Source organism: Streptomyces sp. GC420 (assembly GCF_009916105.1).
Classification (GTDB): Bacteria; Actinomycetota; Actinomycetes; order Streptomycetales; family Streptomycetaceae; genus Streptomyces.
The window spans coordinates 1-13131 of the sequence record NZ_JAAAXQ010000230.1; the positions used below are offsets into that span (position 1 = coordinate 1).

The 13131-nt window shown below is 72.5% G+C and carries 16 protein-coding genes; 6 read left to right on the forward strand and 10 right to left on the reverse strand.

The window, feature by feature from the left end; translation table 11 throughout:
• Nucleotides 1-92: 92 nt before the first annotated feature.
• The 4 genes from GUY61_RS24720 (at nucleotide 93) to GUY61_RS24735 (ending at nucleotide 4304) form a co-directional block, all read left to right on the forward strand.
• On the forward strand, nucleotides 93-1331 hold the full coding sequence (locus GUY61_RS24720; RefSeq protein ID WP_166632447.1) for a serine hydrolase: 1239 nt from the start codon (nucleotides 93-95) through the stop codon (nucleotides 1329-1331).
• A gap of 83 nt (nucleotides 1332-1414) precedes the next feature.
• Nucleotides 1415-1831, forward strand: a complete 417-nt coding sequence (locus GUY61_RS24725) for a PPOX class F420-dependent oxidoreductase (RefSeq protein WP_166632448.1) — start codon at nucleotides 1415-1417, stop codon at nucleotides 1829-1831.
• 88 nt (nucleotides 1832-1919) lie between these two features.
• Nucleotides 1920-2570 (forward strand): hypothetical protein, encoded by a 651-nt coding sequence (locus GUY61_RS24730; protein WP_166632449.1) that lies wholly within the window; start codon nucleotides 1920-1922, stop codon nucleotides 2568-2570.
• 243 nt (nucleotides 2571-2813) lie between these two features.
• Nucleotides 2814-4304, forward strand: coding sequence for a hypothetical protein (locus tag GUY61_RS24735; RefSeq protein ID WP_208106423.1), 1491 nt, complete (start codon nucleotides 2814-2816; stop codon nucleotides 4302-4304).
• 175 nt (nucleotides 4305-4479) lie between these two features.
• On the opposite strand, the gene GUY61_RS24740 is transcribed toward GUY61_RS24735, so the two are convergent.
• The 8 genes from GUY61_RS24740 to rpmG all read right to left on the reverse strand — a co-directional run bounded on the left by GUY61_RS24740 (nucleotide 4480) and on the right by rpmG (nucleotide 10341).
• Nucleotides 4480-5040 (reverse strand): hemerythrin domain-containing protein, encoded by a 561-nt coding sequence (locus tag GUY61_RS24740; RefSeq protein ID WP_166632450.1) that lies wholly within the window; start codon nucleotides 5038-5040, stop codon nucleotides 4480-4482.
• A gap of 144 nt (nucleotides 5041-5184) precedes the next feature.
• Nucleotides 5185-6465, reverse strand: a complete 1281-nt coding sequence (locus GUY61_RS24745; protein ID WP_166632451.1) for an ATP-binding protein — start codon at nucleotides 6463-6465, stop codon at nucleotides 5185-5187.
• Nucleotides 6466-6719: 254 nt separating this feature from the next.
• Nucleotides 6720-7094, reverse strand: coding sequence for a hypothetical protein (locus GUY61_RS24750; protein WP_166632452.1), 375 nt, complete (start codon nucleotides 7092-7094; stop codon nucleotides 6720-6722).
• 484 nt (nucleotides 7095-7578) lie between these two features.
• Nucleotides 7579-8199: an L-threonylcarbamoyladenylate synthase gene (locus tag GUY61_RS24755; protein ID WP_166632453.1), complete on the reverse strand. Its 621-nt coding sequence runs from the start codon at nucleotides 8197-8199 to the stop codon at nucleotides 7579-7581.
• Nucleotides 8200-8301: 102 nt separating this feature from the next.
• Nucleotides 8302-8538: a 30S ribosomal protein S18 gene (gene rpsR, locus GUY61_RS24760; protein WP_166632454.1), complete on the reverse strand. Its 237-nt coding sequence runs from the start codon at nucleotides 8536-8538 to the stop codon at nucleotides 8302-8304.
• Between the two features lie 140 nt (nucleotides 8539-8678).
• A complete protein-coding gene (locus tag GUY61_RS24765) occupies nucleotides 8679-9833 on the reverse strand; it encodes a GTP-binding protein (protein ID WP_166632455.1) in 1155 nt (384 codons plus the stop codon).
• Nucleotides 9830-10087 (reverse strand): type B 50S ribosomal protein L31, encoded by a 258-nt coding sequence (locus GUY61_RS24770; protein ID WP_166632456.1) that lies wholly within the window; start codon nucleotides 10085-10087, stop codon nucleotides 9830-9832. The genes GUY61_RS24765 and GUY61_RS24770 overlap by 4 nt, the downstream gene beginning before the upstream one ends.
• An 89-nt stretch (nucleotides 10088-10176) precedes the next feature.
• On the reverse strand, nucleotides 10177-10341 hold the full coding sequence (rpmG, locus tag GUY61_RS24775) for a 50S ribosomal protein L33 (protein WP_166632457.1): 165 nt from the start codon (nucleotides 10339-10341) through the stop codon (nucleotides 10177-10179).
• A gap of 68 nt (nucleotides 10342-10409) precedes the next feature.
• On the opposite strand from rpmG, the gene rpmB reads away from it, so the two are divergent.
• Entirely contained in the window at nucleotides 10410-10646 is a 237-nt protein-coding gene (gene rpmB, locus GUY61_RS24780) for a 50S ribosomal protein L28 (protein ID WP_166632458.1), read from the forward strand.
• Nucleotides 10646-10951, forward strand: a complete 306-nt coding sequence (gene rpsN / locus GUY61_RS24785) for a 30S ribosomal protein S14 (RefSeq protein WP_166632459.1) — start codon at nucleotides 10646-10648, stop codon at nucleotides 10949-10951. The genes rpmB and rpsN overlap by 1 nt, the downstream gene beginning before the upstream one ends.
• 87 nt (nucleotides 10952-11038) lie before the next feature.
• On the opposite strand, the gene GUY61_RS24790 is transcribed toward rpsN, so the two are convergent.
• Both GUY61_RS24790 and GUY61_RS24795 read right to left on the reverse strand, forming a co-directional pair.
• Nucleotides 11039-12406, reverse strand: a complete 1368-nt coding sequence (locus tag GUY61_RS24790) for a glycoside hydrolase family 43 protein (RefSeq protein WP_166632460.1) — start codon at nucleotides 12404-12406, stop codon at nucleotides 11039-11041.
• Between the two features lie 59 nt (nucleotides 12407-12465).
• Nucleotides 12466-13131: AbfB domain-containing protein (locus GUY61_RS24795; protein WP_166632461.1), on the reverse strand; the 666-nt coding region annotated here is incomplete at its 5' end.

Sequence of the window (13131 nt, forward strand, 5' to 3'; positions counted from 1 at the left end):
CCCCCGCACCGCGGCCACCACCGGGATGCGGGGGCGCCGGGCCCGGCCTAGTCTGGCTGGGGAGTGTCGTCCTCGTGCGGCGGGAGGCTGCCATGGCGTACTCGCAGACGCGCTGGCGCAGGGCATGCGTGGGTCTGGCCGCAACGGCGATGCTGGTGGTGCCGGCCTCCGCGGGTGCCGCGTACGGCGCGACCGCTTCGCAGCCGTCCCCCTCCGGATCGGCCTCCGCCACCGCCGGCTTCCCCCAACTCGACTCCGACGTCGCGGAACGCCTGGACGCCGCGATCCAGCGGGTCATGCGCGAGGCCGGGGTGCCCGGCGTGATCGTCGGACTGTCCGCCCCCGGCAAGGGGAGTTACGTCCGCGCCTTCGGTGTCGCCGACAAGGCCACCGAAACGCGCATGACACCAGGCCTGTTCATGCGGATCGGCAGCGAGACCAAGACCTTCACCGTGACCGCCCTGCTGCGCCTCGTCGACCAGGGCAAGGCCGGACTCGACGACCCCATCGCGAAGTACGTCGACGACGTGCCCAACGGCAACCGCATCACCCTGCGCGACCTGGCGGACATGCGCAGTGGGCTGTTCAACTACTCCATGGACGAGGACTTCGCCAAGGCGCTGACCAGCGATCCGCAACGTCCCTTCACCCCGCAGGAGTTGCTGGACTACTCCTTCAGACACCCGGTGCGGTTCCAGCCCGGTGAGCGGTTCGAGTACAGCAACACCAACGCCATCCTGCTCGGCCTGGTCGTCGAGAAGGCGGGCGGCCTGCCCCTGCACGAGTTCATCGAACGGAACGTCCTCGAGCCCGCCGGGCTGCGCCGCACCGTCTTCCCCACGGGAGCGGAGTTCCCCGACCCGCACGCCCACGGCTACACCGAGCAGACGGCCTCCGGCAAGGTCGAGGACGCCACGGACTGGAACCCCTCGTGGGCTTGGGCCGCCGGCGCGATGATCTCCGACCTGCGGGACCTGCGCACCTGGGCACGCGTCGTCGCCACCGGCGAACTGCTGACCGCGGGCACACAGGCCGAGCGCCTCAGGACGGGTCCCAGCCCCGTTCCGGGCGCCGGCTACGGCCTGGGCATCTTCGACGTGCAGGGCTGGATCGGCCACAACGGCTCACTGCCCGGGTACGAGTCCCTGACGGTGTACCTCCCCGAGGCGCAGGCGACCATGGTCGTCCTCCTCAACACCGACATCACCAAGGACGGGACGGAGCCCAGCACTCTCTTCGGCGAGGCGATCACCCGCATCGTCACACCCGACCACGTGTTCAACCTTCCCGTCCCGACATCCCAGTCGCCGTCGCCCACGCCCTCCCGGTGACGGGGCGCGGTGCGTGCGCGCCGTGCCGGCTGTGAGCCAGGCTGCAGGAAGACAGGCACAACGTCCCCGAGAGGAACGCCGGTATGTCGAAACCACCGCTCCCCGCAGCGGCCGTCGCGATGCTGTCGAAGGCCAACCCGGCCGTCATCACCACCCTGCGGCCGGACGGCCGGCCGGTGTCGACCGCCACCTGGTACCTGTGGGACGACGGCCGGGTACTGGTCAACATGGACGAGGGCCGCAAGCGGCTGGAGCACATCCGCAACGACCCCCGCGTGACCCTCACCGTCCTCGACTCGGAGAACTGGTACACCCACCTCAGCATCATCGGGCGCGTCGCCGAACTGCGCGAGGACCAAGGGCTGAAGGACATCGACCGGCTGGCCCACCAGTACCAGGGCAACGCCTATCCGCGGCGGGACCGGCGGCGCTTCAGCGCCTGGATCGAGATCGAGCGCTGGCACGGGTGGGGCACGCTCAAGGACAGCGACCAGGCATGAGGCCCCGGGCCGCGGGAGACCCGCGTACGGCGTGCGCCGGCCACGGCGGACCGGCCCACTGCGGACGAACCTGATCAGGGAGGCAGCGATGAACGCCGGCCCCGCCCTCGAATACCCCACGGCCCCGCTGCTGTTCGACGCCGTGCTGCCGGAGACCCGCTACTCCCGCCTGGAGTGCGTCATGATTCCCGCGGCGCCTCAGGTGACGTACGCCGCCACACGCTCCTTGGATCTGCTGTCCGTCCACTCCCCGCTGTTCGACATGGTCACCTGGGCACGGGGAGTGCCGGACAGGCTCCGCCACCGGCCCGCGCCCGTGCTGCCGTCGTTGCGGGTCGCCGACCTCTTCGACACGCCGGGGACGGAGGGCCGGGCCCAGCCCTGGGTCGCCCTGGCCGAGAACCCGGGGCGCGAGATCGTCTTCGGCGCGGTGGCCAAGGTGTGGAGGCCCGTCATCGAGTGGCACCGGACCGAGTCCGCGGAGTTCGCCCGTTTCACGGAGCCCGGCTGGGCGAAGACTGCCGCCGCCTTCGTCGTCCACCCCTACGGCACCGACCGCTCACTGCTGACCTACGAGGCGCGCACCGTCTGCACCGACCCCGAGTCGACGGCCCGCTTCAGCCGCTACTGGGGGCTCGTCTCGCCCGGCGTGGGGATCGTCCTGCGCGCCACCCTCAGGACGGTCAGGTCCTCGGCGGTGCGAGCGGCGCGGCGGCCACCGGCTCGCCCTTCCGGATGAGGCGCGTGGCGCGCCGGGCTCTTTGTCACCGTCCGGACCGGCCGTAGTCCGCAGCCACGACGCCGCACAGCCCCCCCGCCACAGCGTCGGGGACCCGGCACCCGAAGGCGTGGCATCCGGGACGGTACGGCCGCCGCGTGGAAGCCATCACCCGTGCACACCTCCGCCCCCACAGCCGCCGCCCGGGCGACACGCGAGCCGACCGGGCAGCGGGCCGGCCGCCGGCCTCGCCCGTATCTCCCAGTGGCCTGCCTGTTCCTGCTCCTCATGACCGCCGCCTCCTGGCGGCTTCCCCACTGCTGCGACTTCGGACTGCACGCCGCCGTCGTCGAGCGGCTCAGGGCGGACCCGCTCGATCCGGCACACCCGGTGGTCGGCGTGCCGGGCGCCGGCAGCCCGTACTACTCGCCGTACACGCTGGCCCAGGGGCTGATGTCCGTCCTGTCAGGGCTGCCGGGCCGGTACGTCGTCCTCGCCTTCGTCCCCCTCAACCTGCTGGTACTGCTGACCGGTGTCCGGCGCTTCACCCGGCTGTTCAGCGCACGGCCCTGGGCGCCGGTTGCCGCGCTCGGCGCGATCGTGCTCCTGTGGGGCACCCAGGGGATCTGGTGGAGCGGCTTCCTGGGCCTGACCTCGCTGGCCGTGAACCTCTCGTACCCGAGCGCCTTCGCGATCGGCCTGACCCTCCACGTCTGGGCGTCGGCGGGACACGTGGCCCGCGCGCAGGCGTCCCTTCCGGCGTACGCCCGGCTCGGCCTGCTGTGCGCCCTGGTCGTGCTCACGCATCCGATCACGGGGGTCGCCACGCTGGCGGGCGTGGCCTGCCTGGCGGCCGGGTGGCAGCGGGGCCGCCCGGCGCGGATCGCCGGACGGTGGGCGCTGACCGGCGCGCTGCTCATCGCGGCCGCGGTGAGCTGGCCGTACTTCGACGTCCTCTCGCTGGTCCGTGACGCACGGGTGGACCATGTCCACGACGCGCTGTACGAGGACCTCCTCGCCCGGTCCTGGATCGGGCTGCTGCTCGGCGTGCCGGCCCTGTGGCTGCGATGGCGGCGGGACCGGCGCGACCCGCTGGTCCTCATGTTCGCCGTGCTCTGCGTGATCGTGCTGTACGGACGGCTGAGCGGTCACTCCGCCTACGGGCGGGTGACGGGCCTGGCGCTGATCCCGGCGCAGGTCGCCCTGGCCGTGGAGCTCGTACGGCCGGGCCGCGCCCGGCGCGCCCTGGCCCCGTTCGCGGCCGCCGGCGCGTGCCTGGCCCTGCTCACGGTGCACGCGGGCGCCGTGGTGCCGCGGGCCGTCGACCCGGTCGGCTTCGTGCAGCCACCGCGCTGGCCGTCGTACGACTGGGCGGCGCGGCACCTGGCCCCGGGCGACGTGGTGCTGACGAACGACTACCGCGCGATGCGCGTGCTCCCCGCCTACGGAGTGTTCCTCGTCGCCCCGGCCTGGCCCGATCCGGCACTGCCGGAACCGGAACGGCAGCGGCGCTGGAACACCGTCTCGGCATACCTCGCGCCCGGGTCGACCGCGGCGTACCGGAGAACGGTCGTCCGCGGACACCGCGTGCGGTGGGTGCTGGTGAACCCCTCCCAGCGGCTCCCGGCGGAGCTGACCGTCGTGGCCGTCGGCCCCGTGACCGGAGAGGTCCTGGCCAGGGTCTCCGGCGCGACGCGGCGCGAGCAGCCCCGAACGGCCCCTGGCGACCGCGCGGTGGGGCACCCGCCCCGGTGAACGCACGGTGCGGGACGGGAACGGGGAACGCACGGTGAGAGACGGGGAAGGCGTGAGACATGGACGACTACGACGTGGACGCCGTGCTTCAACGGGCGCTCGACCGGCTCAGCCTCCTCGCCGAGGCCCGCTGACACGCGCCGTCGGCGCCCGGGCCCGACGCGTGGCCCCGGGGTCAGTGCCCGCCGCGCCCGCTGAGCATGTCGCGCATCCGGTCGACCATGCCCGCTCCGGGATCGAGAATCCTGTCGGCGGGCGGGGTGTCCGGTGCCGCGGGGTGCGGACGAGTGGGCGCGGTCTTCTTCGCCGCGCGTACCTTCCCGCCCAGCCGCTCCAGGAACTCCGCGGAGCACGCCTCGGCGAGCAGGTTGAACAGGCGGTCCTCCTCGTCGGTGATGTGCGCGCTCACGGAGGACTTCAGCCGAGCGATCAGGATGTCGAACCGGGCGTCATCCGGTTCGCAGCCCTCGAGCTCCTTGAGCATGCGCTCCATTTCGGCGTGCTCGGCGATCTCCTGGTCGGCCATGTCGTCCCCGTCGTCGACGAAGCGGCGCACCGCCGGGTACAGGTACTGCTCCTCGGTGACGGAGTGCCGCACCAGTTCGATGGTCAGCTCGTCCGCCAGCTCACGACGCCGCCGGTCGCCGGCGGGCAGCGCCTCGATCCGTTCGAAGAGGGAATCCACCTCGCGATGGTCCGTGGTCAATTCGTCAATGACGTTCCCGCCGTGTCCCATGGTCCGCTCGCTCCTTGTCGTGCGTGGTGGCATCCGGGCAGCCGTCGTGTCGTCGTACGGCGTCCGGCCGGTACGGCCGCCTGGCGGGTTCCCGTCTCCCGCTCATCCACACGCCCGGCTCACCGCGGCAGCGCCTCCCGCCCGTCACATGCGCACGTAGCGCTCGATGTCCTCCTTGAACTCGGTGAGCGCCTGCTCCGTGAGGGTCGGCCGGGTGTCGGCGATGGCGGCGAGGTAGTCACCCGTGCCGGCCGGTGCGCCCGTGCGGTCGGTGAGCTCCCGCTCGAACGCCGCCTGGGCGCCCTTGCGCGCGGCGAACTCGATGTCCGCGGGCGTGAACATCTCGCTGGCCGCCACCAGCCGGTCCAGCTCGACGCCTTCGGCGGCAGGGCCGAGATAGCGCCGCCAGATCGCGGCACGGGCGACCGGATCGGGAGGACCGACCGGGATGACGTAGTCGAACCGGCCGGGGCGCAGGAATGCCGGATCGAGGGAGCGGACGGAATTGGTGGCGCAGATCAGCAGCCGCTCGTCGTGGTCGCGGAAGCCGGGGATCAGCTTCAGCAGTTCGTTGGTGACCCCGTGACCGGGGCCGACGGCCGGACCGGAGCGTACGCCCGCGATCTCCTCGACCTCGTCGATGAAGAGCAGAACGGTCTCCAGCTCCGCCAGGTCGGCGAACGTGTCCCGCAGCGAGGTGGCCAGACCCCCGGGGGACCCCGACGCCAGCCGGGAGGGGAAGAGCTCCACGAAGGGCCACTCAAGCCGCGAGGCGACGGCTTTGGCGAAGCTGGTCTTCCCGGTCCCCGGCGGGCCGAAGAGGATGACGGCCTTGGGCGGCATCACCCCGTAGCGATCGGCCAGCACGGGCTCGGCCAGCGGCAGCACGATCCGCCGCTCGATGGCCTGCTTCTCCCGCTCCATGCCCGCGAGCGCGTCCCAGAGCCCCTGCGGCAGTACCCGCCCGCCGAGCTCCGTGAGCAGCCCCGCGTCGCTCGGACCCAGATGCTCGACCTTCTCGTACAGGACGAGCCCGCTGCGGGTCCGGTACCCGGAGTTGTCCAGGGCCGCCGTCCCGGTGGCCCCCGGCGGCAGCAGCGCGGAGATCCGGCGCACCCCCTGCACCCGCAGGCGCCGCTCGAGCTCGGCGATCAGGGCGCTTCCGATCCCGCGGTTGCGCCACGCCGCGGCCAGGGCGACCAGCGTGATCCAGGCCCGGTCGCCGTGGGCCTGGGCCACGGCCATGCCGACCATGTCCTCGCCCACCACCGCGACCACGGCGGGTCCGCCCGACCGGGCGGCGGCCATGACCTCGGAGACGGGGAACACGGGAGGCGAATCGTCCGCCTGCCGGTCCTGGTCCCATATCTGGATGGCGCGGTCCAGGTCGTCGTCGTGGAAGTCCCGAAGTCGCCACGTCGGCATCGTCACCACCTTGCCGGGCAGGTCGCCACCGCACCACCGACCACCCCGTCACCGCCCGGCCGGGCATCACCACGTGGCGCGGGCCCTGTCGCGCGGACGCGTACGGATTCGTGCCCTCCCCATTGTCCGCGGCCACGGGGCACCCGTCGAACGGGCGGCTCCCTGCCGCGCCCGGCCCCGGCCGCCCGCCCCGGCCGGACGAACCGCCGGGCCACTCGCCTCACCGGCCGGCGTGGGACCGCGGAGGGCCGCTCTCACGGCAGCCGGTCCGGCGGCCACCCGCCGCTGCCGCGAGCGGAGGGCGGCAGCCCGAGGACGAACATCGTCCCCTGGAGCCGCCCGCTGCGGTGCGCCTCGGCGAGAGGGCCGCTCGACCTGACGATCCGTGACAAGTGCCGCTGCAGGGCGACGAGCTGCCAGGGCGGCAGCGCACGGACCATGTCGAGGTGTCTCGACTGCCGGTGTCTGCTTCTGACGAGGTCGGCCGCGGTGCCGCCGGCCGGGAGGCCGCGCAGGTTCCGGCGGCGCCGGAAGCCGTCGATCAGCTCGTCGTGCCGGACGATGGCCCGGGCGAGCGGCCCGAGTACGTCGTCGTACGACTCGGTGGCGGTGCGGGCGTGCTTGGCCATGGCAGGCCCCCCCTTCTTCCCGTGCGTGGTGGGCGTGTACTGCGGCTCACCAGCGGGTACGTTTCCGGCCATCCGATGGTTCAAGCTCCGGGCCGCCGGGTCCGCCACGAGCCCACCGGGCAGGGGCGTGCGCGCTTCAGAGGCGGCCGAACACCGCTCCGGCGACGGGGCGTTGCCCGCGTGGCAGGCCGGTCAGGACCCGGGGGAACTCCAGCAGGGTGACGCCTGCGCGTCCGCGTCCACGGAACTCGAGTGGGCGGCCGGCCCCCGGGGAAAGGGAGCGGCGGGCGGCCATGACGTGCCGGCCGGGTCGCTGACCACGCGCCTGCCGCCGGCCCCGGCCGAATCTCCCGAGCTGGACATCGGCTTCCGGGCGTACCCGCCGTACAGCCACTTCCGGCGGCCCGGCCGGCCGGGCCACCCGCGGTCCGCGCCGGGCGGCCCCCGCCTGAGACCGGGTGACGTGGGTGCTGCCGCCCGGCGGCTACTCGAACCGTGAGGTGTCGCCCGCCCCGCGCCGCACGATCTCGGCCTCGCCGCCGGAGAAGTCGATGACGGTCGTCGGCTCGGTGCCGCAGTCGCCCGAGTCGACCACCGCGTCGACCACGTGGTCGAGCCGTTCCTTGATCTCCCAGCCCTGCGTCAGCGGCTCCTCCTCGTCGGGCAGGAGCAGGGTGCTCGACAGCAGCGGCTCACCGAGCTCGGCCAGCAGGGCCTGAGTGACCACGTGGTCGGGGATCCGGACACCGACCGTCTTCTTCTTCGGGTGCATCAGCTGGCGCGGCACCTCCTTCGTCGCGGGGAGGATGAAGGTGTAGCTGCCGGGCGTGGCCGCCTTGATCGCGCGGAACACGTCGTTGTCGATCCGCACGAACTGGCTCAGCTGCGCGAAGTCCCGGCACACCAGCGTGAAGTGGTGACGGTCGTCGAGGTGCCGGATCGACCGGATCCTGCTGATGCCGTCACGGTTGCCCAGCTGACATCCCAGCGCGTAGCAGGAGTCCGTCGGGTACGCGACGAGCGCGCCGGAGCGGATGCTGTCGGCCACGCCGCTGATGGTGCGCCGCTGGGGGTTCTCGGGGTGCACGTCGAAGTACTTCGCCATCCGCCAACCCTACGTGATCAGGGCCCGCACACCCGGACAGCCGCGACGGGGCGGCCCGGGGCCGGACCGCCGCCGTCCCGGTGGGACGCCCCGCGGGGGCGGCTACCGGCTCGAGTAGGGCAGGAGCGCCATTTCGCGGGCGTTCTTGATGGCGGCGGCGAGCCTGCGCTGCTGCTGCGCGGTGACCCGTGTGACCCGGCGGCTGCGGATCTTGCCGCGGTCGGAGATGAACTTGCGCAGCAGATCGGTGTCCTTGTAGTCGATGCGGGTGATACCGGCCGCGTCCAAGGGGTTGGGGCGGGACTTGACGGGCTTGCGGGATTCCTGACGGCGGGTCATGGGTGTGTGCTCCGTGAGGCGTTCGGGTCGTTTGGGGTCCGGGGTCCGGGCCGGGTCGTCCGGGCCGTGTGGGGTCCGGGTCGTTCGGGTGGTGCGGGGTGGTCCGCCGGGCTGGGCGGCGCCGCGCGGGACGCGGTGGGTCAGGAGACGGGGTCCAGGAGGGAGTCGAACGCCGCGGGCAGCCGTTTCCAGGCGTCCGGCCCGGCGGCGTACTCGGCATCGGTGAGCAGGCAGGACTCCAGGACCCGCGCCAGCCCGTCCCGGTCGAGGCCCGGGGAGGTGAAGACGAGGTGCTGGCAGCGGTCGCCGTGCTCGGGGTGCCAGTCGAGAGCGGCGGCGGCCCGGCGCAGCGGCGGGACCAGTTCCCACGCGGCGTCCGGCAACGAGGCGAGCCACGGCCCGGCGTTCTCCACGCAGAGCGCGCCTCCGGCGGCGTCCCAGGAGAGAAGCGTGTCAGGGCGGTCGGCGAGCCAGAAGCGGCCGCGGCTGCGGACCGCGGAGCAGCAGAGGTCCTCCAGCGCCCTGTACAGGCGTTCGGGGTGGAAGGGGCGGTGCCGGCGCCATACCAGGGTGGCGACGCCCGCCTCGTCCGCCTCCTGGGGGAGCAGGGCGCTGGCCGGGTGCTGAGCGGCGGACGCGGCCTCGACGTCGAACCCGGCGAAGGCCAGCCGCGCGAGTTCGCGGGAACCGGCGGGCACGGCGCAGGCCGTGGGGTGGAGCTGCGCGAGGAGGGCGCGGTCCTCGTCGTCGGCCGCCTCGCTGTCGACCAGGGCGAGCACCGGGGCGTACTCCACCTGCCGGGCCCAGGTGTCGCCGACGGTGCGCCGGTCGGTGGCGGCGGCCGCGAGCCCGACGTCGGCGAGATCGTCTCCGTTGGCGAGGCAGGGGAGCACCAGAGCGGCGTCCACGGCCGTGAAGACGTTGGCCAGGGCGAGGTCGTCACCGCTGTGCGCGGCGACGACCTCGGCCATGCCCCTGGGTTCGACCGAGTCCCACAGCTCCACGATCGCGAGCCGGGTCGTCCCGTCTCCGGCCAGGCGGCGCAGTTCGGGCACGAGGTCCTCGCGCAGGGCGCAGCAGGCGCAGTCGTTCACCAGGGGTGCCTCGCCGTTCGAGATCTCGCCGGACGCGTCGCGGACCGTGCGCCGTACCACGCCGTCGGCGGCCGTGGCCAGGTCGTGGTGCAGGGCGACGCTTCCGTCGACGGAGCCGAGCAGCCGTGCGACGACCTCCCGGCGGGCTTCGGAGTGGAGGCCGCCGACGATCAGGACCGGCAGCGGGTTCGGGTGCGTCATCGGCCGGTCCCGCGGCGGCCGTAGCGGCGCTCGAAGCGCTCCACCCGGCCGGCGGTGTCCAGGACACGCGCCGTACCGGTGTAGAAGGGGTGGCTCGCGGAGGAGATCTCGACGTCGATCACGGGGTAGCTGTTGCCGTCCTCCCAGTCCACGGTCGTGTCGCTGGTCGTCGTGGAGCGGGTGAGGAAGGCGAAGCCGGCTGCCTTGTCGCGGAAGACGACAGGGCGGTAGGCCGGGTGGATTCCGGGCTTCATGTACGTGTCCTTCAGGAGTGGGGCCGGCGTCGTTCCGGCTCCGGGGTCGGCGTGGTTCGGGGTCCGTCGTTCGGGGTCCTGGTTCGGGGTCAGCGTTCTTCGCGGAATTCGACATGCCGGGCGACGACCGGGTCGTACTTGCGCAGGACCATGCGGTCGGGGTCGTTGCGGCGGTTCTTGCGGGTGACGTACGTGTAGCCGGTTCCCGCCGTGGAGCGGAGCTTGATGACCGGCCGTACTTCGCTGCGTGCCATGGGCGCTAGTATATGGCAATGATTTCCATTACCAACAGCAGCTCGATCGAAGAGAGGCAGGCCACACTGTGTCCGCCCACTGCCAACTGACCGGCGCACGGCCGGGATTCGGCAACAAGATCTCCCACTCGCACCGGCGCACCCCGCGCCGCTTCGACCCGAACATCCAGCGCAAGCGCTACTGGCTGCCCAGCGAGGGGCGCCATGTGCGGCTCACGCTCAGCGCCAGGGCGGTCAAGACCGTCGACCTCATCGGCATCGAGGCCGCGGTGGCCCGCGTCCGCGCGCGAGGAGAGAAGGTCTGATGGCCAAGAAGAGCAAGATCGCGCGGAACGAGAAGCGCAAGGAGGTCGTCGAGCGGTACGCGGCCAGGCGGACCGAACTGAAGGAGATCATCCGCCGCCCCTCCTTGACGGACGCCGAACGACGGGCCGCCGCAGCCGAGTTGCGCCGTCAGCCGCGTGACGCCAGTGCCACCCGGATCCGCAACCGCGACGCCGTCGACGGCCGGCCCCGTGGTTACCTCCGTACCTTCGGACTCTCCCGCGTGCGGGTGCGGCAGCAGGCGCACGCCGGGTTCCTCCCCGGAGTCACCAAGTCCTCCTGGTGATCGCGGGAGCCGGGCCCGGACCCGCCGCCCGTCGATGACGGCCGGCGGCAGCGGCCCCGTGACCGTGCGGTGACGGGGCCGTCCGGCTCACGCCCAGGCGGCGACGGCGCTGAACGAACTGTCGGCGCGGAAGAGATCGGTGTCCTGGTGAAGGTCCACGCGCAGCTCGTGGTTGTAGTGGCGCACGTAGCGGCCAGGGTAGTTGTACGACTCCAGGCGGACGGACCCCGCGGCCGTGCCCGGCCGGGCGCAGTAGGTGGCGTCCCCGGCGAACACGGCCGAGCCGTCGGCGTCGTCGAAGCGGGCCCTGAAGTCCCAGTGACGCAGGTAGCGGCCGGTGGTGTCACGGAAGGAGTAGCAATTGGCGTCCGCCAGCCCGGGGACGACCGTGAAGGTGGCGCTCTGCTTCACGGCGGTGCTGCTGGAGGAGGTCACCGGGTCGAGATGTCCGAGGCCGTTCGCGCGGACGGCGGCGTAGCGGTCCGTATGGTTCACCGACCGGAGCGACCTCGTGGTGCCGGTGGGCAGCCCGACGCCGCCCGGGACGGTCTCCCTGAGTACGGTGAGGTGGCGTACGAAGCCGGTCAGCCCGGGAAGCTCGGTGGGGGCGGACCAGGTGGCGAAGTCGTCGTGGCTGTCGCTGTACCAGTACTTCCCGGCGGAGTAGGCGTCGTAGTAGATCCGCCAGCCGCCGTTGTCGAGGGGCACCAGGGCCGGCCCCTCGGCGTAACCGCCGAAGCCCGCCCAGTCGCCGGTCCTGCGGAAGGTGTAGGGGCCGGTGAGGCTGGAGGCTGTGGCGTACTCGATGTACTTCGTCGTCTCGTTCTTGGCGAACGCGTGGTAGACGGAGCCGGCCTTGACGATGAAGGTGTCGATGTGATTCGGGCCGAGGCCGGACAGCAGGACGGGGGTGCTCCAGGAGGTCAGCGCCGGGTCGGTCGCGGTGAGCTTGTACGGTTTGAAGACCCACTCGCCGTCGGCCGCGACGGACGCCGACAGGATGACGTTGACGCTGCCGTCGGTGTCGACGAACCACTCCGGGGCCCAGGCGCGCTGCAGCCCGCTGATCGGCACCGTGTAGTCGTAGAGGAACGTCCAGTTGACGCGGTCGCGCGAGCGGGCGAACCCGATCGTGGTGCTCAGCGCAGACCAGGTGCGGGTGGTGTACGTCAGGTAGTAGTTGCCGTCGGTGTGCCGGAAGACACTGGGGTCTCGGATCATCCCGGAGGGCGGGGTGTAGGCCGGACCCTTGAGCAGGGTGAACCCGGTGGCGTCCGGTGACTCGTAGACGTACATGTTGGATTCGCTGCTGTTGGTGAAGGCGGTCATCGTGTACCGCGTGGCCTGCCCCGGCGGCGGGGCGGCGGCCCCGGCCGTCTCCGGCGCGCCCGGCACGGCGAGTACGGCCGCCAGCGTGGCGACGAGGGCGAGCACGGCCCTCAGTGTTCTGTTCAACGCGTCCTCCCGTGGCGTCGGCCCGTCGGCGTGCCCGGGCGGACGGTGTGTGAGCGGCCCTATTCGGCGTGGAACGTCGCGTCCGCCGCGTCGGTGGCGGTCTGCGCGGGCTGGACGTGGAGCAGGAAGCCGTAGCGCCGGATGTAGCGGCCGGGGAAGTTGTGGGACTCGAACGAGACGCCGGCCGCCGGGTCGGAGAGCCCTGCCCGCCGGTGGAAGCTGGCGTCGTTCGCGAAGAGCGCGGAGCCGTCGGCGGGCTCGGCCCACACCTCGAAGTTCCTGTGCCGGAGGTAGTGACCGGGGTGGTTCGCCGATTCGAGCGAAACGGCCCCGTCCCCGGCCAGCCCCGGGACGACGCGGAACCGGGAGTCGGCGAGTGGGGCGACGTCCGGTTCGAGCCCGGCGCGGAACTCCCGGTGGCGGATGTAGCGGGTCGGGTGGTTGTAGGACGAGAGGCGGACGGGGGTGGCGCCGTCCGCGACGGGAATTCCGAAGTCGGGCGTGCCGTCGGCCTTCCAGTACAGCTTCTGCACGCGGGTGCGGCGGTTTGGGTCGTCGAGCGGGTCGCCGGTGATGTCCCGGTAACCGCGGTCGTGGTGGACGAGGATGTCGCTCCGGCCGTCCTCGGAGACGGTGAAGGAGTTGTTGCCGTCCGTGTGCCGGTGGATGTGCGGGTCGGCGCGCTGCTCGGCGATGGGGTTGGTGTGGGCCACGGAGGGCGGGGC

Excerpts from the sequence above, each read along its gene's own strand:
- GUY61_RS24720 (WP_166632447.1), top strand. The coding sequence starts at position 93 with ATGGCGTACTCGCAGACGCGCTGGCGCAGGGCATGCGTGGGTCTGGCC.
- GUY61_RS24725 (WP_166632448.1), top strand. The coding sequence starts at position 1,415 with ATGTCGAAACCACCGCTCCCCGCAGCGGCCGTCGCGATGCTGTCGAAG.
- GUY61_RS24730 (WP_166632449.1), top strand. The coding sequence starts at position 1,920 with ATGAACGCCGGCCCCGCCCTCGAATACCCCACGGCCCCGCTGCTGTTC.
- GUY61_RS24740 (WP_166632450.1), bottom strand. The coding sequence starts at position 5,040 with ATGGGACACGGCGGGAACGTCATTGACGAATTGACCACGGACCATCGC.
- GUY61_RS24745 (WP_166632451.1), bottom strand. The coding sequence starts at position 6,465 with ATGCCGACGTGGCGACTTCGGGACTTCCACGACGACGACCTGGACCGC.
- GUY61_RS24750 (WP_166632452.1), bottom strand. The coding sequence starts at position 7,094 with ATGGCCAAGCACGCCCGCACCGCCACCGAGTCGTACGACGACGTACTC.
- GUY61_RS24755 (WP_166632453.1), bottom strand. The coding sequence starts at position 8,199 with ATGGCGAAGTACTTCGACGTGCACCCCGAGAACCCCCAGCGGCGCACC.
- rpsR (WP_166632454.1), bottom strand. The coding sequence starts at position 8,538 with ATGACCCGCCGTCAGGAATCCCGCAAGCCCGTCAAGTCCCGCCCCAAC.
- GUY61_RS24765 (WP_166632455.1), bottom strand. The coding sequence starts at position 9,833 with ATGACGCACCCGAACCCGCTGCCGGTCCTGATCGTCGGCGGCCTCCAC.
- GUY61_RS24770 (WP_166632456.1), bottom strand. The coding sequence starts at position 10,087 with ATGAAGCCCGGAATCCACCCGGCCTACCGCCCTGTCGTCTTCCGCGAC.
- rpmG (WP_166632457.1), bottom strand. The coding sequence starts at position 10,341 with ATGGCACGCAGCGAAGTACGGCCGGTCATCAAGCTCCGCTCCACGGCG.
- rpsN (WP_166632459.1), top strand. The coding sequence starts at position 10,646 with ATGGCCAAGAAGAGCAAGATCGCGCGGAACGAGAAGCGCAAGGAGGTC.